Source organism: Halobacillus sp. B29 (genome assembly GCF_052246755.1).
GTDB lineage: Bacteria > Bacillota > Bacilli > Bacillales > Halobacillaceae > Halobacillus > Halobacillus halophilus.
Genome location: NZ_JBQQCM010000008.1, coordinates 1 through 19,863, shown reverse-complemented (window position 1 = coordinate 19,863; position 19,863 = coordinate 1). Strand labels below are relative to the sequence as shown.

Sequence of the window (19,863 nt, the reverse complement as noted above, 5' to 3'; positions counted from 1 at the left end):
TCAGACTTTGTTAAAAACTTCATTTTGAGTCTTCCAGAAAAGCTCCCGATACTGGAAGACTCAGTTTCGAGACATTGGAGGAGCGGAAGGTCCTCCGGGGGACGATTTCGCTTTCCGGCCCTGCACGATGCAGGGTCGTTCGACGTTGCCACACGACGTGGCGATCTTAGTCGAACATCCTATGTGGTAAGCTTCCTCAGGCTTTGCCTTCCGGGATCTTACCGATCATGTTCATCCCACAGGAGTCTTCATCGTCCCCCTCCGGACCTGGCCGAATCAGAAACTCGAAACAGCTTCGTTCTTCACCCGCTTGAGAAGAAATAACAACATGGGCGTATATCCTTAACAGGCTGGAACTACGTTGGATAGCCTGTTATATAAGCATTTCGGGCGGGATAAGGAGATAGGATACTCTCTTTCCGAAGGGTCCGTTCGCCCTAATAAAGTTGGGCTGGTGGGGATATGGCGAGACTCCCATGGGAGAAGGGACTAGGTGAGATCCCGCAGGGAGTGAAACGAGCGAGGAAGCTCACCGTTCCCCCATAGGAAAGCGAGCTATATCCCCACAAGCCCTTCCCTAAATATCGTAACGGACCCAAATTATCTCGAAATCGATTCTTCAACTATATGGCCCTATTGTGGAAGAAAGTTAGTAGAAAAAATTAACATCGCGTTTTATTTCCCCTTATCACTTATGGTGAGGGGATTTTTAATTTCTGCATAATAAAAGGCTGTTCAGAATATTCTTTACTTTGCATGTCAGTCACCTTAAACTATGAATGAATATGAATAATTTTTCCAGTACATAAGCAGAGAGGAGGCGTTGATAATGATCAGGATTGTCAGAGGAATTCAAGGTGCAGGTAAGGTGAAGCAGACCGGTTGATTACGGATCATGGAGGTAAAAGAATGAAAACCTTAGAGCAAGTGAAAATAGTCGAATATCACGATGGTTACGCACAAGCGGTGGCGAAGATGTGGAATGAAAGCAGCGAAAACTGGGGTGGAGATGATTCCGTATCAACGGCGCAGGATATTATCGATACAGAGGCGAAGTCGACCAACCTTCACCTATTCCTGGCGGTTATAGGCGATGAGGTAGTCGGCTATTGTGGTCTTTCTGAATATCGGGAGGACGAAGGGGCGCTTTATATTCCACTGATCAATGTTCATCCCGACTACCAGGGACTGAAAATAGGGAAACGCCTCCTTCTCACAGCTTTAGATAAAACGGTCGAATTAGGCTGGCCTAGACTCGATTTGTTCACTTGGCCGGGCAACACAAAGGCTGTACCTCTATATAAAAAGTGCGGATTCTTCTGGGAAGAGCGTGACGATGCCACCCACTTAATGAACTTCATGCCCACGGTCCTGCAGATCGAGTGGCTGCGGCCCTTTTTCGAAAAGCATAACTGGTACACAACGAGTCAGCGGGTCATTAAAATCAAGCCGGATGGTTTCAAGGCGCAGGATCATACGGTCTATGAGTATAAGTGGGAAGCGGGAGACGAGTACGTCCACATTCAATTCGAACGGACAGGAAGAAGAATAAGGTGGATCGAGACGCAGGACCTGACGGTGGAAATGAATCTTCCCCATTTTAAACTGTTGGAAAATGAACCCCATTACGCAAGTTATCGGATTATCAATAAAACAGAGTCGCCTTTTCAAGTTTCGATTTCAGGCAGTTCCTCAGCCGTCGTCAAGCATGAGGTAGAGGAAACGTTTGAAGTGTTGGATACGTGGAGCGGGGAGTTTCCAGTTCAGCTTGAGATGCCGGAAGTGGAGCCGAATCCATGGAAAACCCACCCGGTGATAGGTGTGGATCTTACCATCAATCAATCGGTTCTTCCTCTTCGAATGGGGGTATTTCCTATTCAACCCGGGAAACTGCACCTTCGTTCGTTGAACAAGAACTGGAGAGTTCCTCATAAAGGGAAGCTTCACCTTGATCTGGAGAGCCAGCTGGATAAAGATTCCAGCTGGATTGTGAAACTTCCCATCAACAAAATGATTCAGTGGGAAGAACCCCAGGTGCAGGCACAGGTGGATGCGAAAGGACGTCTGTCTATTCCGCTCTCTGGGGAGCTGCGCAAGCACGGCTTTTTAGATGAAAAAGTTGAAGTCAAGGTGCAGCGTGAGGACGGCAGGACTTCTTCTTTCCAAACACGACTTGCCCTTGCTTTCCCTGGACCCGGGGCCAAATTTGGCGGTGAGACGGAAGAGTATTGGTACGGTTACAATGGTCCTTACTATGTCAAAATTGAAAAAAGAAATAATGCCGTGAAGATTGGTTCTTTAAGAGCGAAGGAAGATCCGCTCACCATCATGACCCCGAAGCTTGGGAAGCCGTTTAATGATGAATTGTCGAAAACAGCTGCGACTTCGGTGGAACATATTGAACTTCAGGAAGCATTTGTTCTGAAAACCACTCTGGAGTCACACGTTTTTTCTTCGGTTATTCTGAATACCTACTATAAGATTTACGGCGATGGTCTGGTCGAGATCACGCATGAATTGATCAACCATGGATTAGAGGAAAAGAGCAATCTTGCGTTTCTTCAGCCGATTATTATCCCGTTAAAAGGAATGGCGATGCCAATGAAAGATGGGGTGATAATTGGCAATGAAGCAGACATTCCGTTTATTGGAACCATTCATAGCGGGGATCTATCTGAAAGGTGGCTGTTTACTTCTTCTGCTTCAGGAGATACGGCAGGGCTGGCCTGGCAGGAAGACGCTGTCGGCAAACGTGATGATTGGCGATTTGGGGTGATGTATTCGATTGGTACCCTCGAAGCAGGAAAGCTTCAATCGCTAGGACCGATCCAAATCGGCATCAATACCGTACCTGGCTGGCGACAGTGGCGCGAGTTAGCAGCAGGAAACGAAACGAAGAACCTTGAAGAGCTCCCTCTCTATGGATTGAAAGTAGAAAGCGATGGCTTCGCTTCGGAAAAAGGGAAAAAGGTAGACGTCGCTTTTCGTTCGAGGCTTTCTTCCTACCTGCAGGGCCGCTTAACCGTGCATTCTGGAGAGGATACTTTTGAAAAAGAAATTAGAAAAGAAGAGGCCTCGACGAAAATCACCTACCCGCTAACGTACCATACTGCTGGCTTAAAAACGCTGACAGGTCAGTTCCGGAGTCCAGGAAGGAAGGCAGATCTCCTTGCCCTTCACGTTGTAAAAGGAACAGAGCCTGTGGAGGTTTCAAACGAAGAGGACATTTGGACGGTTGATAACGGAACGATTGCCTTCCGGGCCTCCTCCTCTTATTACCCGGGTGTCTATTCAGTTAAGTACAAAGGCAGAGAAACGCTGCACCACTGCTATCCGGAAGCAGGGCCAAAAGCGTGGTGGAATCCATGGGGAGGCGGGATCCGTTATGCGATGCCAAACGTTAGTCCCTATTCAATGCTGAAGGAACAAACGTCGATTGAGGCGGTAACGAAACAAGATCAGTACGGTCATGAGTGGACGGGGATCTGCCTGAAGACGGCTTTCACGGAACATGAGGAGATGAAAGGGGTCGTCCTGTACCAATACGCCCTAACGCTCCCAGAAATCCCGGTTGCTATTTTTTACGCAGAAATCCACCAAGGAGCAAACCGGACCTTTGCTGGTGAAAACCTCAGCCTGGAGGCATTTTTCAAACCAGCGGAAGATTTGAAATCCTGTTATGCCACTCAGCCGAACAGCGGCTTGTTTCATACGTATTACGCAGGCGTCGAAGAGTATGAATTAAACGACACACCTTTTGTTCAGATCGGTTCTGATGATCGGAAGGAGAAGGCGACACTAATCCATCCGAATGCCAGACAGACAGCAGGCGCATATATAAACCAGGAAGTTTTCCTGGTGGAATCGGTTCAGGACTGGGCGGCAACATCCGGAGAACGAACCCAAGTAGAGCCGACCGTCCTATTTTTCGGAGAAGAGACGTATGACAAACTAAACCATCCGTTTCATGGAATATTGTTTAAATAGGAGTTTTTTTATGAAGATCATTGATGCACATATTCACTTTTCAGATATCGAAACGTTCCATCATACGGCAAACGAACTGTCGCGCGTCGATTACTCAGGCAAAGGACTGCAAAAGGAAATGGAAGAGGGAGATGTTGAGTTTGCGGTAGGGATGGGCGTAACGGAAACACCGGAAATGGGGTTCCCAGATCATCATGCCGCCTCTCCCATGGGGCTTAGTTTAGAAAAAGAGCTTCCGGGCCGTGTGGCCGTCTGTCCTGGAATCAACCCTTACCAATTAGGAAAATCAGGGCTGGATGCTCTGGAAAAGGAGCTTAAGAAGCAGCAGGTCGCCGGAGTGAAAATATATCTGGGCTATTATCCGTACTATGCCTATGAGGATGTATATCAGCCGGTCTATGATCTCGCCGCCGCTTATGATGTGCCGGTGGTGTTTCATACGGGCGATACTTATTCGGAACGCGGCTTATTAAAGTATGCGCATCCGCTCACCCTGGATGAAGTGGCTGTGCTGCGGCGCGATGTAAATTTTGTAATGGCGCATTTAGGCGATCCGTGGGTCCTGACGGGAGCGGAATTGGTTTATAAAAATCCGAATTTATTTGCGGATTTGTCGGGCTGGGTCGTTGGCACAAACGAAACCCTCGCCGGGAAGTTAAAAGATAATTACTTCGACCACGCCCGTCATGCTCTAACGTTTTGCGGGCATTATGAAAAATTACTGTTCGGAACGGATTGGCCTCTCGTCCCGATTAAAGGATATGCGGAGTTTATCGGTGATTTTATACCGTCCAGGCATGTAGAGAATGTATTCTACAACAATGCACTGCGGGTCTTTCCGAAGCTTACAAACCTGCGATAATGAAAAAATCCCTCCACGCTAGCATTTTGTGGAGGGATTTTTATAGGCGCTGTTAGCCAACGGTGTTGATTTTTCATAATAGGCTTCTTACACAATCGGGCCGTTTACTGTAAGACTCAGTTTCGAGATGTTTGATTATGCTGAAGGTCCTGCGGGGGACGATTCGCTTTCCGGCCCTGCACGACGCAGGGTCGTTCGACGTTGCCGCAGGACGTGGCGATCTTAGTCGAACTTCTTATATGTGGTAAGCTTCCTCAGGCTTCGCCTTCCGGGATCTTACCGATCATGTTTATCCCACAGGAGTCTTCATCGTCCCCCTCCGGACCTTGCGATATTAGAAGCTCGAAATCACTTTATATATCACCTGCGTAATGAGGAATTAGATCATGTGATTTTGTACCTATTTTCAGGATGTAACGATACACAATAGCCTGTCATCAAAGCATTTCATACAGATTAAAGAGGAGAACTTTTCTCTTCTGGAAGGGTCCGTTAGCAATTTTAGAGTTGGGTTGGAGGGGAAATAGTGAGACTCCCGTGGGAGAAGGATCTAGGTGAGACCCCACAAGGAGTGAAAACGACTGAGGAGGCTCAACAGTTCCCCCACAGGAAAGCGAGTTATTTCCCAACCAACCCTAGCCCGGATACCTGAACGGACCAGAATTATCTCGAAACGGAGTCTTCAAGTAAATGGAGCTTTTCTTCAATACTCCATTATATTACCAACGCCCTGCTGTTCAAGGTCATGTAACTTATGAATAAAAACAGTGGAGAGGAGAAAGTTAATACGAGGAGGTGTTTCCTATGGCAAAGTCCATGGAGCCTAATCGCAATCAGAAAAACGTCACCAGTTCAGGAACAGATATTGATGAGGTGAAACGTCAGAACGCGAACTCAGGTCTTTCTTACAACCAGGCAAAAGAATTACTAGCCAAACAGACCGCTGAACGTGAAATGGCTCAAAACGATTATGTTCATGAAGTTGGAAAAGAAAATTTATAATAAACGATGCCAGTATTCTAAAATAGATGCTGGCATTATTTATGATTAAAAGCTGTTTCATAATAAATGGACGAAAATCACATTATTTTGTTATAAAATTCCAAAAAAGGTTGAAAACGAACATGGGCAAGTTTACCCTTACAAGTAGGTACATATTCGTGAGGGAGGGAGAATTTTGGCCCATTTACCAGAAGACGAGAAGCGGCAAGTGTTTAAAACGCAGCTTGAGCATTTACATAACAATGGATATTTAACCGATGAAGCCTACCATAAAGTGTTAGAAGCTGATCGTACATATAGGCAAGATAAGAATAAAGAAAAAGAGCAGCTTTATAAAGCTCCACAAGCCACGGAAGCGCGCGATTTCGTTACAGAGCAAAAGCCTCCTGTGAAACCGAAGAAAGAGAAGAAGACGAAATCCAAAGAGGAAATTCGTGAACGTAATATTACGTGGTCACTTATTCTTGGCGTTTCCCTGCTTTTGATCACAGGTCTGATTGTTGCCACAAGTCAGTGGGATCAGATGGGTCCAGGAATGAAAGTATTTTCCATCTTCTTTGTCTCTTTGTTTTTTCACGGATTGAGTTATGCGACAGGGAAGTTTCTGAACATCGAAAAGACGGCCTTTGCTTTTTTAACATTAGGAAGTCTGCTGATACCGATTGCTATTGTTGCGATTGGATTCTTTGGATTGTTCGGAGACTATCTCTCTCTATTCGGGGAAGGGCGATACCTCTTAGGTCTGCTCGGTACATTGCTTCCATTGCCGCTATACATCAGGCATGCGATTGTACATAAGTCCCGTTTATATGTATGGATCTCCTTTGTATTTTTATCGCTGTCGGCAGGATTCAGCCTTGGCGCCCTTCCTCTATCGATGGACGCGTTCTACATGGGTTTAATGCTTTTCAATGCGCTTCTGCTTGGCGGTTATATCTGGTTTAAGGATTCGGACAGATGGGCGTTATTTATAAAAGAATTGCCGCTCTATGCGCAGATGAACTTAGTCCTTTCAACCGTGCTCATGCTGTTTTTCTTTGAGAGTGAAGTCTTTTACAGCTTCAATCTGCTGCTGACGGCGAGCATCTATATGGCGATGGTTTTCATCTATCAAACGAAAGAGTACCAATTCGTTTTTTCGGTGATGATCGTGTACGCTATCTATCAACTGGTAGAGAATTCACCTCTGCAGTCTGTCGATCTTACCGTTTATGCGGTGGTTGGGCTGGTTTACTTAGGTTTTGCTTACGCCTTTAAGAATCATCAATTCGTGGAAAAAGTGTTTCGTTATACGAGCGGAATCGTCTCCTTTTGTGCTTTTGTTTATATTAGTTACGAAAGTATCGTGTTTAGAGGGGAAGAGGGTTCGTGGCTCTTGCTGATCGCTTACGCCCTGATTACTGTCAATTACTTATTGCTTTCGAATTTGACCAGCTACGTGGTTTTCCAATACATGACGCCTGTGTTTTTCTTTATCACTCTTTGGCAGCTGTGGGAAATGACGGAGATTGGCCCGCTATTTCTATTCCTTTTTATCGGAGCAGCGGTGTCTCTTCTCTACATCGGGTTATGGACGAACCTGGCTTGGCTCCAGGCTGTGGCTCCGAGCACGATCTATACATCGATATCCGTCATGGCAGGCTGTATTGGGTACAGCGTGTATGATGAACGTCTGGCCTATAGCTCGTTCATGTTCCTGATGATCAGTGGTCTTGCTTATCCTGTGAAAAGAACGTACAGCCAAGTGGATATCGGAGAAACAGCGGTATGGGTGCATCCTGTGGCTTTGTTTATTTCATCAGCCATTTTATATGAACCGCTCATTGGATGGTTTCCTGCTTATCAAGAAGGTTTAGCTTTTCCATTTCATTTGGCCGTCACAGGAGTCTTACTTTTGATGGTCCATCTGTTATGGAAGAAATTTAACGATCAACAGCTTTCATCGGCCAGTTTTTATACCGGACAAGGTTCTTATATCCTGGCTATGGTGACCCTGGCAGGAAACTCTCGGGTGGATCCTGTTTTGATCCGTCCTATGATTCTCTTCGTCGGCATTGGCATGATGGTATGGTTTGTGCTGTATGCTAAAAGAGCCTTTCTCTGGCTATTCGTGTCGGTTACGATGTTAGCTTTTTATATCTCTTTACTTGATCCATTATCGTTCGCTTCGTTTGCTTCGTTTGCTTCGTTTTTTACTTATATGATACTTGCACCTGCTCTGCTCATCTTTCTTGGAGATGTGAGACTTGGAAAATGGGAAGAAAGACAGCCCTATTTTTATTGGCTGGCTCATGCCATTCAGCCTGTCCTGATCGCTCTTTTCCTGCTCAATTCACTGGGCGGAGATGCGATGCACCCCTGGGTACTGGTGATTCCTCTTAGTCTGTATGTTTACAGCACCTTAAAAGCCAAACGAGAATGGGAAATCAAGCTGATGCTTTATGCAGCTTTAACGACGCTGTTCTTTGCAGTGTGGACGGTCCCTGGCTACTTCGGCTGGTGGGATGCGGTTCCTGAAACATATGCCTGGCTTGTGACCAGTATAGCCATCGCAGGAATCTGGATGGGGGTACCAGCCAAGTGGAAGAAAAGAACCGAATGGTATCTCATTCCTTTTTCCATTTTTGGATTGTCTCTGTTTATCAACCGACTGGAACCGTGGGCACCGTATGAATGGCTTCTTGCCGTTGGGTACGTCATCCTGATCCTCTTCTTTATGCATCGCAGAAAGTGGTCGCTCGCCCGATTTATTCCCTTATTACTCAGCCTGGCGTTATTGAATGAGGTCAGCCATGATTGGGAGCGTTCAGCGTTCGTTACGGTGATGGTCATAAGTTTCGGTATTCTGCTTGCGGCCGGCCGCTATTTCCATCGTTTATTGATCGGTCCCAAAATAGAAGTCGATACCTATTCCTGGACAGCGCTCTTTTATATTGGCTATTTGAACCTGACGACCATGATGGATGAGAACGTCTGGATAAGGGTCATTCCCGTACTATTGTTGAGTGTCTGGTTCCTGTTTAATGCTAAAAAATGGGCGCAGCCGCTGCTTGGCAAATCGTTCATTACATTGGGAGCCGGGTGTTTATATGCTGGGTATATCATTGTATTGCTGGATTTTCATGCACTGATTCCTGACTTAATTGAAGCTGAACTGCAAGTGCTTCCCGTTCTTGGTGTTCTTTTCATACTGCGGAGAAAAACCTGGCGTGAATACGCAGTGATTCTGAATCATGTGCAGCTTGCGGTTCTCCTTCTGATTGCTGCTTATTTAGTCGTTGATGGCATCCAGAGTCATACAATCTGGGACGCTTGGATTCTTGGCGGATTGTCGCTGCTATCGATGATTGCCGGCATGCAGTTCCGGATTAAATCTTACTTTTTCGTCGGCATGGGTGTGCTGATCTTCAATGTTCTTTACCAGACCAGACCCTACTGGGGCAACCTTCCGTGGTGGGTGTACCTGCTGCTTGCAGGCCTCATTCTCATCGGAATAGCGAGCTACAATGAATGGCAGAAACAGCAGTCCGATGATCGCAAACCTGTAGACCGGAAGTTGAAACGGCTGTGGACAGCCTTGAAAAAATGGGATTAAAAGAAAGAAGCTCTCTCGTAAGTGATGGTGCATAGGGGGGATTCAATGGTTGAATTTATTATTTTGATAGGGGTGTTCATCCTTGGCGGTGGTGCAGCCCTTCTCGGCTTCCTGATTATTATAGGGCGGAAAGTTACGCAGCCAGATCATGAATTACAGCAGAAAATAGACAGGCTTGAAAGGGAAATAAAAGATATGAAGAACGAGCCATAAGTTTAAAAATTCTCAAAGCGATTGGGCAGACCTTTACTGGGAGGGTTTACGTATGAGAAGATTTTTCATTGAATTATCAGCCATTCTTTCCATTCTATTAATCTATGCTGCTGGCAGTCTTTTGGATCTAAGCTGGCTGCAATTCTACTACAGTAACGAATATTCACCAGAAGACGGCAGAAGCATCCATGTCGGTGGTTCCATTCTGCCTATTATACTCGGAATTGTGGTCTATTTTATCGCTGCAAAAATGATACCGAAGAAGAGTAATACGTAGAACAGGAAATTTTCTGCAAAAAAATCAACGTCCAGCTCTACTTGACTGGACGTTGATTATATTGGATTAACTATTACTTTACTGATTTATTTAACAGAAGAATGAAGCTGAACCTATTTACGGCTTTCTGCATATACCTGCCGCTTAAACGTTAAATTCTTGTACATCGCATAGAGCAGTGTCACTTCTTTGTTCACCTGTTTGAAATGCTCGCTGTACGTATATTTACCCTGAACCCGGTCGAAGCGGCTGCGAAGCTCTGCCGGTGTTAATTCAAGGAACGTTTCGACGGCTTGTACCGAACCGGCCACCAAATGACGCTTCAACTTCTCCAGTCTCTGAAAGCCGTCAAAATCGATAGCCTGAGATTGGAACACAGCAATCGCTTCCTTCTTCCGGCTGACATACGGGGAAATATCTACGATGCAGTTCACTTCTTCCTTAGGCAGCAATGTATTAATCTCATACAGGCGGATTGTGATGTCTTCCCGTCCCATTTCCTCAAGCGTATCGCGGACGAGCTGGGCGGTTGCGATGTGGTCCGCATGACAATCGACGAATACGGGGGCATAGATCACTTCAGGCTGGACCGTTTCAACCTTCGCTTTGATCCATGCTCTTGTCCGTTTGTCACTCGTCAGCTGTCCATCTTTTTCATCGAAGAAGTCGATGGAGGTAAGGTTAAGCAGTTCCTTTACTTTCCGTGCTTCCTTTTTACGGGCTGCCACTAACTCATCGGCCGCGCCCTTGCTTTGGCTTCCAGAGCCATCTGTTAAGAAAGCTACGTGCGTCTCTGCTCCACTGGCTGCATGTTTCATTAACGTGCCGCCAGCTCCAATCGTTTCATCATCCACGTGCGGTGCAAACAGCAGCACGCGCTGTTCGGTTACATCGTTCAACGGTCTGTCGGCCTTATAATAGCGGCTGATGATCATATGATTCGCGGGAGATAGAACGGGCCGCGCTAGTTTGAGAATTTGTCGCTTCATAAATCAGTTCTCCTTTTTAATACGAATCCACGTCGCCTGGGGTAATGTACCACTTGCTCGATTGATTTAAGAAGCGGAGGGATTCATTGATCTCTTTACCTACTAAAGGCATTGGGCTGTCTTTATGAGTAAATCCATTGTTCTTCAGATGGGTAGCAAGAGGAGTGTGTGAAAGCGCCCATGTTTGGATGACATCGGTCTGTTTCAGCACATCAAAGCTCTTCTGAAGCAGCGCTTCCCAAATCTCTTCCTCATTCGCAAGCATATCGACAATTAACCCATTTTTAAATCCGCTGCTGGTGGTGATTTTCGTTACCACGTATCCCTGGAGTATTTCTTCGCGATATACCGCATGAATTTCATATTCGTTTTCGGGATGGGACAGGTAGCGCCAATTCAAATAAGCAGCATCTCTTACTACAAGAGCCGGGGCGATGTGGCGTGTTTCCTGTGCAAGATCGTCAAATTCCGGACCACACTCTGTGATATTTTTCCAATGAAGCGAAGAGGAAGTTGGCTTATACGGATTTTTCCACTTTGCATACGCCAGATCAAGCGGCCTGAGCAGTTTCAGCGGCGCGAATTTAGAGGCGAGTACGGAGACAGGCCGCTGAACGTACATCCAGCGGGGCATGTCTGTCAGGTGGACAGCATCTGTGTATTGAATAAATAATTCCTTCGCTTTTGGAGCGGGGAATCCGTACAAGTAATCGATCCCAGCATCGCTTGCTTCTCTCAAAAGGGCTTCATTCAGTTGTTTATAAATGCCTTTGCCGCGTGCATCCGGATCAACCATCGTATCGACGCGCAGGCCGATGGTTGATTTTTCACCGGATAGATAAGCCTCGGTCACCCACAAACTGATATGGCCCTGTATCGTATCGTTCTCTTCCCAGACTAGAATAAAGGGAGAGTCAGATTTAGGGTTTTGTTTAAATTTCCAATTCCATAACTCATAGGAACGTTCCTGCTTGAACGTCTTTTGGAAAAGGGTTTGGACCTGATTCAAATCTTTTGGGTGGTATTTCCTTACGTTCATGTGAATGTTTCCTTTCTGCACTTTGGGGTTCCTATACGAATTATATCAAATAATAGGGGAATTCCGTATCTTCCTAACAGAAAACTCAAATCAGGTGATTTGAGTTTCTGAGGTTCTTATTGGTTATAGATGTCGATAATCTGTTTGATCAGGATTTCCTCATTGTTCTCTTCCGCAATCCGTTCCCCTTTTTGAATCATGGTTATGCGCCGTTCAGGATCATCGATGACTTCGTCGATTCCTTTACGCAGAGAAGCGGCATCTTTCGGTTTAACGAGTACGCCTGCTTCATCACTCAGGAGATAAGATAAACCACCTACATCGGAAGCGACGACAGGGGTATGGCAGGACATGGCTTCCAGCGCTACCAGTCCAAATCCTTCGATATAAGAGGGGAGGACGAACAGGTCGGCAGCAGCCATCCATTTCGCCAGGTTCTCCTGGTCCTTAACGCCGTGAAAATGAACTACCTCTTTGTTGTCCGGCTGAACGCTTTCTTTCAGTTCGGACAAATACCCAGCATCCTTCATGCTTCCTATAATATGAAGCTCAAGATTCCGCCGCTCTTGATTAAGAGACTGGAAAGCTTCCAGCAGCTCTGTCAGCCCTTTAGCTTTAATTAAATTTCCCACAAACAGCAGATGGAAATGATCCGGGCTCAGGTTTAACTCCTGCTTCATCAGTTCCGAACCTCTCGGGGCGAAAAGCTTCCGGTCGACACCCATGTTAATGAGAGAGACGCGTTCCGGGGATACCCCGTACTGACCGACGACCTCCTGCTTTAAAGCTTCCCCGACGACAATCACATGATCGGCCTGCTTCAGAATATACTTCGTCATCGACGCGATCCATTTATTCTTTTTCGCCATCTGATCGAGATCACCGCCGTGGGACGTTACGATCAGTTTGCTTTTGAACAGCTTTTTAAAAAGTAAGGCCGGCAAGCCGCTCGGAAAAATATAGTGAGCATGCACCACATCGTACTTACGGCCGTTTGTAATCAGCTTCGTTAAAATGCGGAGCAGCCACGTTCCATATTTCATAATCAGGTTCCTCTTGCCGCCGCGGTTATCCTTATTTACGGCAATATCCATGTTCAGCCCCTGCTCACGAAGAGCCTCGACCTGATTTTTCACAAATATTCCGTAGGTAGGATTGAGCTTACTTGGATACATATTACTGATGACGAGTACGCGTTTCTTCATAAGAAACTCCTTTCTCCATGACCGGTCAGGCTTCTGAATTCTTTCCTCGCTTCCGGATGTTGTTAAGTAAGAATAAGAAAGCATTGATTTTCATAACAAAGCTTGCACCAGCAAAAACGATAGCGCCGACAATCGCCACGATGATGATCTGAACGAGGTTCGGCAGCCCTCCGATCAGCTGCTGAATTCCAATAACCGCTCCGCTCATGATGATCACGGCGAAGGTGATTTTTCCATAATCAACGGCGAGGTATTTAAAATCAATCCCACCGACCAATCGCACAAAAATGATCAGACAGGCACCGGTATAAAACAGGGCCATTAATGATGCAGCGAGCGGGATGCCTAAATAGCCAAGCCACGAAGCGAACAAAAAGTTGAATAACACGTTAATCAGGATCGATCCGATACTGATGAATAAGATAAGATGACCTTTATTCATCGTGTAGAACCCTTTATTAATTACGTTATTCAAGCTGAAAAAGATGACAGAACCGAAGTACAGGTACGCGACATTCGTCGTGGCCTGCGTCGCCTCATTGTTAAAGGCCCCGCGTTCGTAGAGAAGCTCGATAAGATTCGGCATAAGAAGCATCATCCCGATCACAGAAGGCAGCAGGACGAGATACATCGTGGTGAGCCCTTTTTCGATACCCTTCTTAAACTGAGGCGTATCATCTTTCGTAATGGCTTTTGACAGCATCGGAAAGATAATAGTCGCAATCGTAACTCCGAAAATGGCCTGGGGCATGTGCACGAGATTCTTGGCGTAGTTAATGTACGTAACAGCACCTTCGCCCTGTCCGGAGGCAAAGATCGCTCCGACCATCAAGTTAACCTGGCCGACAGCCACGGTCAGACCGACAGGCAGGAAGATCCAGTAGAACTGCTTCACTTCCGGCCATTCAATTTTCTGCTTTACATCCATAACTTTTCGCGGGACCACAAGGAAAAGCTTAAAGATAAGCGACAGAATCGTTCCGGCCAGATAACCAAGCGCAAGAGAGTAGGCTCCGATCTGGTTAGCAAATAAGAAGGCCGCCAGGATGGAGCTCAGAATAACGATGATCTGGGAGACGATCGATAAAGAAAACTTGTTTTCCGCATCAAAAAAGGCTTCCAATACCGCGTTCATTCCGACAAAGGCTATACAGGAGAAGAAGATAATCGTTACCCACGTGGCAATTTGCGTTGCCTCGGGGCTGAATTCCGGATAGAGAAGCGGAATCAGGAACGGAGCGAGCGCCATGCCGATAATGGATAGAATAAAGGCGAGCACAAGCGTTCCTTTAAAAACTTGTCCTAAGTATGTTTTGCCGCGATTTTTCTCAAGCGACTGAATATAAGTGGGGACAAGGGCATTTTTCATGCCGTTTGTCATAAATAAAATCAGCATATTCGGGATAATGAATGCGGCGAGATACGCATCGGCCACATAGCTGTCCCCGAAGTAATAAGCGATAACCATATCCCGGATGAGTCCGGACACTTTGAGGAGCAGGGTAGCTCCGATGAAGAGTATACTTGCCAGTCCTAGTTTTGATTTCAATTGATATACCTCTTTCGACTAGACTTTGAATCTACGATGTTCGACGATTTCAACTATAAATCATATCTTTTTATTTTACCATAACTCTTTCGCATTCTTCCTAGGCGGGTCACAGACACAGAAATCCGCTAATCTATGTTTTAGTCAGGTTAAGCTTAATAGTTATATTTAAGTAATATTTCACAATAGGGCCGGTTAGTTGAAGACTCAGTTTCGAGGTATTTTATGAGAGGAAAGCTCCTGCGGGGGATGATTCGCTTTCCGCGGGCATGTGTTGAGCCTCCTCGAGCTAACGCTCTCCGGGGTCTCACCGAATCATGTTTATCCCGCAGGAGTCTTCACCATCCCCCTCCGGACCTTGCCAAATCAGAAGATCGAAACTACTTCAAACATCACCTGCGTGATGATGAATTTGAGTAATTAGACCAGGTGGTTTTCTACCTACTTCCAGGATGTAATGACCCGCAATCGCCTATCATAAAAGCATTTAATTCAGATTAAGCAGGAGAATCTTTCTCTTCTAGAAGGGTCCGTTCGCAACATTATAGTTGGGTTGGTGGGGAAATGATGAGACTCCCGCGGGAGAAGGAGCGAGGCGAGACCCCACAGGGAGTGAAACGACCGAGGAGGCTTGCCAGTTCCCCCGCAGGAAAGCGAATTATTTCCCAACCAACCCTCATCCCCATTTTAGTAACGGGCCAAACTATCTCGAAACTGAGTCTTCCTGTATCGGGAGCTTAAACTGTAAGATCAACATGTAATTGTAAAAGAGTTTAGGATTTAAAAACCGGACATCCACGGCTTAGTAAAGCAGGTGGATGTCCGGTGGGGTAGAGCTATTTGGATGAGGAGGCGAGTTGTTTCGCTTCCCGGTGATCGTTTTGCATTTTTAACATATTGATGATGAGAAGCGACATAGCCACAGCCAGATAAATGCTGACAGCCGGAGCATAGAGCACATGACCGGCGATAAAGGCGATGCCGGTACCAAAGCCGATTGATAAAAGAATCAGCAGATTCTCCGGATGGAGCAGTCGACCTGGAACCTGGAACAGCAGCTTAACAAACAGACCGATAATAAATAAGAACGGCAGAAGGATTAAAGTAAAGCCTAAGATTCCGTAAGAAAAGAATAGATCAAAGAAATCCATCTCGATTAATTTTCTGTCCTCCATGTCTGTATAGTTTCCCGCATACCCCATACCAAATGTTTTCTGGACGATGTCCGCGTTCGTATAATCTTGATAGAGTTCGGCGAAATACAGATTACGGGCGCTTAAAAGGATTACTAGAATCGGAGAATCCATCAACTTTGCCTGCTCTTCTTCCTGTTTAGCTTGATCGCTATCTGAAGAGCCTTCACTTTCTTTATCTCCCGGATCCTGATCCCCGGTATCCGATGGTTTATCCTTTTCCTCTTGTTCCGCTGTTTTCTCCTCAATGGCCCCGATATCCCCAGCTACGTTAGAGAATGCAGGAGAAAACGGGGATACAGCCGCAAACAGAAGCAGGAAACAGAAAGAGAGCACGAGGCGCAGCGTGAGCAAGGATCCTTTTTGTTTCTTTTTCCATTGAATGAGCCAATAAATAAGGTAGCTGAAGAACACAATCACCGCTGCCATCAGTACAGCAAAATAAGGAACCTTGGTTCCAATCAGAATCGATACGATGGCCAGTAATACGACGGGTATAAAAAGGTAAGAATTCTTCAAGCTTTCAATTTTATACAAAGCATAAAGGTAAACAAGAGGGAAACTGATCGATACGATGGATCCCAGTTCATTTCCCGCAAAGAACCAGCCTTTATAGCCAAACTTATTCCACTCGTAGGTTTCCGTTGAAGTGCCTGTTAAGATCGCTACTAGCAAGGAAATGGAAACGATCAGCATGGCCGCTGAAATCGCTTGGAGAATTCTAAGGCGAACGGTGGAAACCTTCTCAATAGTGGTGAACAACAGCAAATAAGAGCCAAGCATAATTGAGAAATAAGCGGTCTTAGCTACGAATTGCAGTTCTGTAAATGGATCAAAAATAGGTTTGGCGAAGTAATTGTACACAAGTCCAAATCCAAAAGCAGCGGCGAGGGAAGCTAAATAAAGAATAATCGGTTTCTTATAACGGCTCGAATTGCCGAACAAAATAAACCATAAGGAAAGGGCCATGAACAGCACACGCACAACAATGCCGATGGTTAAACTGGAGTCCGTCCAGCGAATGGATAAGAACGTAAGGATGTCTAATACAGGTTGAAAAATAATGAATAAAAGTAATAATTTCGTGTAAAAATCTTTATGTAAAATTTTAGGCAATAGTGAACACCTCAATGTTTGGAATATTCTAAGATATGACATATTGAAGTATAAACCATTACTATTCGACTGTCTATGTGTGATCAGGGATGTTTACAAGATTGATAAGAATGTAATAGCAGTTGAATGTAAAGGTCGCAAAGCCGTATAATAAATTCATGTGAAGACATGATCATAATAGCTTACCAAGCAGAAATAAGGTACAATAAGAAGTTGAGAAACTGGCTTTTTATCTAACGCTTGCAGCAGGATCTATCATGTTTAAAATTGCCCTGCTAAGGAAAAGCATTCCCCGAACGTCATAAACGGAAGATTGCAACCGAACTATGTAGAGTGTGCCCGCTTGCGGGGATTTTTCATGACGATCCAATCGGCATACATAATTTAATATAGCAGGCAGTCTGAATTTTAAATCAACCTTATTTTTTAAAAGGAATAAATAGATAAATGGAAAAAACACCCCATAATATCGCCCGCATAGAAGTCGATATTAATAGGAATGGTTCAGATAGAGAAAGGGAGTATGGTTATGAAGAAGTCACTCTGTGTCGTCGGGCTTGGTTATATCGGCCTGCCTACATCAGTTATGTTTGCGATTAACGGTCACCAGGTTCATGGTGTTGATGTCAATCGGAAAGCTGTAGAGATGGTAAATGCTAAACAGCTTCATATAGAAGAAAATGGTCTTCAGGAGCGCCTGGAAGAAGCGGTAGACAGCGGAAAATTCACGGCCTCTCTCGAACCAACGGAAGCGGATGTATTCGTCATCGCGGTTCCTTCTCCTATTCGGGAGGACAAAACAGCGAATCTTGATTACGTGAAAAAAGCAACTGAGTCGATTGTGCCGTTTGTAAAGGAAGGGAATCTTGTAATTTTAGAATCAACGGTTCCGCCAAGAACGGTAGAAGACGTTATGCTTCCAGTATTGGAAGAAACGGGACTTACGATAGGAGAAGAGTTATTCGTCTCCCATTCACCTGAGCGTGTGATCCCAGGTAAAGTATTTCAGGAGCTGGTGGATAATGACCGCATTGTCGGAGGGATCAATGAGAAGTCTTCCGAGATGACCAGGGACTTGTACCTGTCCTTTGTAAAAGGAAATATCCATTTAACCGATGCTACAACGGCGGAAATGGCCAAAGTAATTGAAAATACGTACCGTGATGTGAATATCGCTTTTGCGAATGAGCTGGCGTTAATCAGTGATCAAATCGGCGTGAATTCGTGGGAAGCCATTAAGCTGGCCAATTATCATCCGCGGGTGAATATTCATACACCTGGACCAGGCGTCGGCGGACACTGTATTGCCGTGGATCCATGGTTCCTAGCCGAAATCCAGCCGGATCTTTCAAAGATCATACAACTGTCCCGTAATACGAATGATCATATGCCGGTGTATACGGCAGGAGAGGTCGAATCGTTCCTGAAAGAACAGCACATCCAGGATCCAAAAGTGGCCCTGTTTGGTCTTTCTTTCAAAGCGAATATCGATGACCAGCGTGAAAGCCCGTCCTTGAAAGTAATTCTGGAACTTGTAGAGAGAGGCATCAGCTTCTCCTCCTACGATCCGCATATTAAAGAAAATGTCGCTTCCAACCAGACTCAGAGCATGGATGAAGCTCTAGAGGGAGCCGATATTGTCGTAATTCTCACAGATCACGATGAGTTTAAACAGCTTGACCCTGCACACATACAAGGTAAAATGAGAAGTAGACTTGTATTTGATACGAAAAATGCACTATCGTTAGACGAATGGAAAGACGCAGGATTTCTCACAAAACGACTGGGAGATTCAAAAAACGGATAGGGGTCCAGGTGAAATCATGAAGGAACAGTTCTTAGGAGTCGACGTAAGCAGTTATTCTTACGAGGAACTCAAGCAAAACACCATAGCGGATATTGAACAGAGAAGGCAGTCCTTTATTGTAGCCATTAACCCGGAGAAGATTCTACAGGCTCAAAAGGATCCCAATTTAAAGAACTTATTAAATAAGGCTACGTACCAGATTCCTGATGGGGTTGGGGTTCTGCTCGCTTCAAAGATCAACCGGGGGGATATCTCAAGCCGCGTGACCGGCATTGATATGCTTCTTGCCTTGTGCGAGCAGGCATCGACCCATGATAAATCGGTGTTCCTTTATGGAGCGAAACCAGGTGTAGCTGAAAAAGCGAAAGACGGCCTTTTGAAAAAGTACCCTAACCTTAAAGTGGCGGGCGTTCTCGATGGTTACGAGAAGGATCAGGAGCATGTGATCCAGACGATTAACGAGGCGAAACCGGATGTTCTTTTTGTAGCGTTAGGAAGTCCGAAGCAGGAATATTGGATTGTGGATCACATGAAGGACCTGGATGTACGGATATTCCAGGGAGTCGGTGGTTCGTTTGACGTTATTTCCGGCCGGGTGAAGCGTGCGCCAAGGTTCTTCCAGAAGTTCGGTATTGAATGGCTGTACCGTTTAATTACAGAACCCTGGAGGCTCAAGCGTCAGATTAAACTGCCGACGTTCCTCTATAAGGTCTGGAAAGAGCGGAAATAAAAGTATAAGCTTACTTTAGAGTGCTGGATCATTAAACGATCCAGCACTTTTTTTAGTTTGAAACTCAAGTACTTACAGAAAAGCTCCCTTTTCTGTAAGACTCAGTTTCGAGATATTTAGGCTGAGAGGACAGTCCTTCGGGGGATGATTTCGCTTTCCGTGGGAATGCGCGGAGCCTCCTGATATGAACGAAACTGTCAACCCCTCACACTTTTGACCATCTTTAAGAAGAGAAGCATTAACGCTTCTTTTTTAAGGTCTTCATTCAGGTTTTCCTGGTAAGGGGGTCAAGTGCTCTC

At 45.5% G+C, this 19,863-nt stretch carries 13 protein-coding genes; 8 read left to right on the top strand and 5 right to left on the bottom strand.

Annotated features, from left to right (window positions below):
• Nucleotides 1–909 precede the first annotated feature (909 nt).
• From ACTWP7_RS11400 to ACTWP7_RS11375, 6 genes are all read left to right on the top strand, one after another.
• Nucleotides 910–3,987 carry a GNAT family N-acetyltransferase gene (locus tag ACTWP7_RS11400; RefSeq protein ID WP_443123285.1) on the top strand — a complete coding sequence of 1,026 codons (3,078 nt, stop codon included), beginning with the start codon at nt 910–912 and terminating at the stop codon, nt 3,985–3,987.
• Nucleotides 3,988–3,997: 10 nt separating this feature from the next.
• Nucleotides 3,998–4,849, top strand: coding sequence for an amidohydrolase family protein (locus ACTWP7_RS11395; protein ID WP_443123438.1), 852 nt, complete (start codon nt 3,998–4,000; stop codon nt 4,847–4,849).
• A gap of 804 nt (nt 4,850–5,653) precedes the next feature.
• On the top strand, nt 5,654–5,851 hold the full coding sequence (locus ACTWP7_RS11390) for a gamma-type small acid-soluble spore protein (RefSeq protein ID WP_443123447.1): 198 nt from the start codon (nt 5,654–5,656) through the stop codon (nt 5,849–5,851).
• Between the two features lie 175 nt (nt 5,852–6,026).
• Nucleotides 6,027–9,446, top strand: a complete 3,420-nt coding sequence (locus ACTWP7_RS11385) for a hypothetical protein (protein WP_443123284.1) — start codon at nt 6,027–6,029, stop codon at nt 9,444–9,446.
• 45 nt (nt 9,447–9,491) lie between these two features.
• The gene (locus tag ACTWP7_RS11380; protein ID WP_443123283.1) at nt 9,492–9,659 is read left to right on the top strand and encodes a hypothetical protein; all 168 of its coding nucleotides are present in this window, start codon (nt 9,492–9,494) and stop codon (nt 9,657–9,659) included.
• Nucleotides 9,660–9,711: 52 nt separating this feature from the next.
• The gene (locus tag ACTWP7_RS11375) at nt 9,712–9,936 is read left to right on the top strand and encodes a hypothetical protein (protein ID WP_443123282.1); all 225 of its coding nucleotides are present in this window, start codon (nt 9,712–9,714) and stop codon (nt 9,934–9,936) included.
• Nucleotides 9,937–10,049: 113 nt separating this feature from the next.
• Here ACTWP7_RS11375 and ACTWP7_RS11370 read toward each other — a convergent pair whose 3' ends face one another.
• The 5 genes from ACTWP7_RS11370 to ACTWP7_RS11350 form a co-directional block, all read right to left on the bottom strand.
• The gene (locus tag ACTWP7_RS11370; RefSeq protein WP_443123281.1) at nt 10,050–10,925 is read right to left on the bottom strand and encodes a PIG-L deacetylase family protein; all 876 of its coding nucleotides are present in this window, start codon (nt 10,923–10,925) and stop codon (nt 10,050–10,052) included.
• Between the two features lie 16 nt (nt 10,926–10,941).
• Nucleotides 10,942–11,964: a GNAT family N-acetyltransferase gene (locus ACTWP7_RS11365; RefSeq protein WP_443123280.1), complete on the bottom strand. Its 1,023-nt coding sequence runs from the start codon at nt 11,962–11,964 to the stop codon at nt 10,942–10,944.
• A 116-nt stretch (nt 11,965–12,080) separates the two neighbouring features.
• A complete protein-coding gene (locus tag ACTWP7_RS11360) occupies nt 12,081–13,169 on the bottom strand; it encodes a glycosyltransferase (RefSeq protein WP_443123279.1) in 1,089 nt (362 codons plus the stop codon).
• Nucleotides 13,170–13,194: 25 nt separating this feature from the next.
• Nucleotides 13,195–14,718 (bottom strand): murein biosynthesis integral membrane protein MurJ, encoded by a 1,524-nt coding sequence (gene murJ, locus ACTWP7_RS11355; protein ID WP_443123278.1) that lies wholly within the window; start codon nt 14,716–14,718, stop codon nt 13,195–13,197.
• An 836-nt stretch (nt 14,719–15,554) separates the two neighbouring features.
• The gene (locus tag ACTWP7_RS11350) at nt 15,555–17,027 is read right to left on the bottom strand and encodes an O-antigen ligase family protein (protein ID WP_443123277.1); all 1,473 of its coding nucleotides are present in this window, start codon (nt 17,025–17,027) and stop codon (nt 15,555–15,557) included.
• 529 nt (nt 17,028–17,556) lie between these two features.
• On the opposite strand from ACTWP7_RS11350, the gene ACTWP7_RS11345 reads away from it, so the two are divergent.
• Nucleotides 17,557–18,834: a nucleotide sugar dehydrogenase gene (locus ACTWP7_RS11345; RefSeq protein WP_014644694.1), complete on the top strand. Its 1,278-nt coding sequence runs from the start codon at nt 17,557–17,559 to the stop codon at nt 18,832–18,834.
• Nucleotides 18,835–18,850: 16 nt separating this feature from the next.
• A complete protein-coding gene (locus ACTWP7_RS11340; RefSeq protein ID WP_014644693.1) occupies nt 18,851–19,564 on the top strand; it encodes a WecB/TagA/CpsF family glycosyltransferase in 714 nt (237 codons plus the stop codon).
• Nucleotides 19,565–19,863 lie beyond the last annotated feature (299 nt).

Bases quoted from the DNA above. Each gene is read 5' to 3' on its own strand.
- ACTWP7_RS11400 (WP_443123285.1), top strand. From the start codon at position 910: ATGAAAACCTTAGAGCAAGTGAAAATAGTCGAATATCACGATGGTTAC.
- ACTWP7_RS11395 (WP_443123438.1), top strand. From the start codon at position 3,998: ATGAAGATCATTGATGCACATATTCACTTTTCAGATATCGAAACGTTC.
- ACTWP7_RS11390 (WP_443123447.1), top strand. From the start codon at position 5,654: ATGGCAAAGTCCATGGAGCCTAATCGCAATCAGAAAAACGTCACCAGT.
- ACTWP7_RS11380 (WP_443123283.1), top strand. From the start codon at position 9,492: ATGGTTGAATTTATTATTTTGATAGGGGTGTTCATCCTTGGCGGTGGT.
- ACTWP7_RS11375 (WP_443123282.1), top strand. From the start codon at position 9,712: ATGAGAAGATTTTTCATTGAATTATCAGCCATTCTTTCCATTCTATTA.
- ACTWP7_RS11370 (WP_443123281.1), bottom strand. From the start codon at position 10,925: ATGAAGCGACAAATTCTCAAACTAGCGCGGCCCGTTCTATCTCCCGCG.
- ACTWP7_RS11365 (WP_443123280.1), bottom strand. From the start codon at position 11,964: ATGAACGTAAGGAAATACCACCCAAAAGATTTGAATCAGGTCCAAACC.
- ACTWP7_RS11360 (WP_443123279.1), bottom strand. From the start codon at position 13,169: ATGAAGAAACGCGTACTCGTCATCAGTAATATGTATCCAAGTAAGCTC.
- ACTWP7_RS11345 (WP_014644694.1), top strand. From the start codon at position 17,557: ATGAAGAAGTCACTCTGTGTCGTCGGGCTTGGTTATATCGGCCTGCCT.
- ACTWP7_RS11340 (WP_014644693.1), top strand. From the start codon at position 18,851: ATGAAGGAACAGTTCTTAGGAGTCGACGTAAGCAGTTATTCTTACGAG.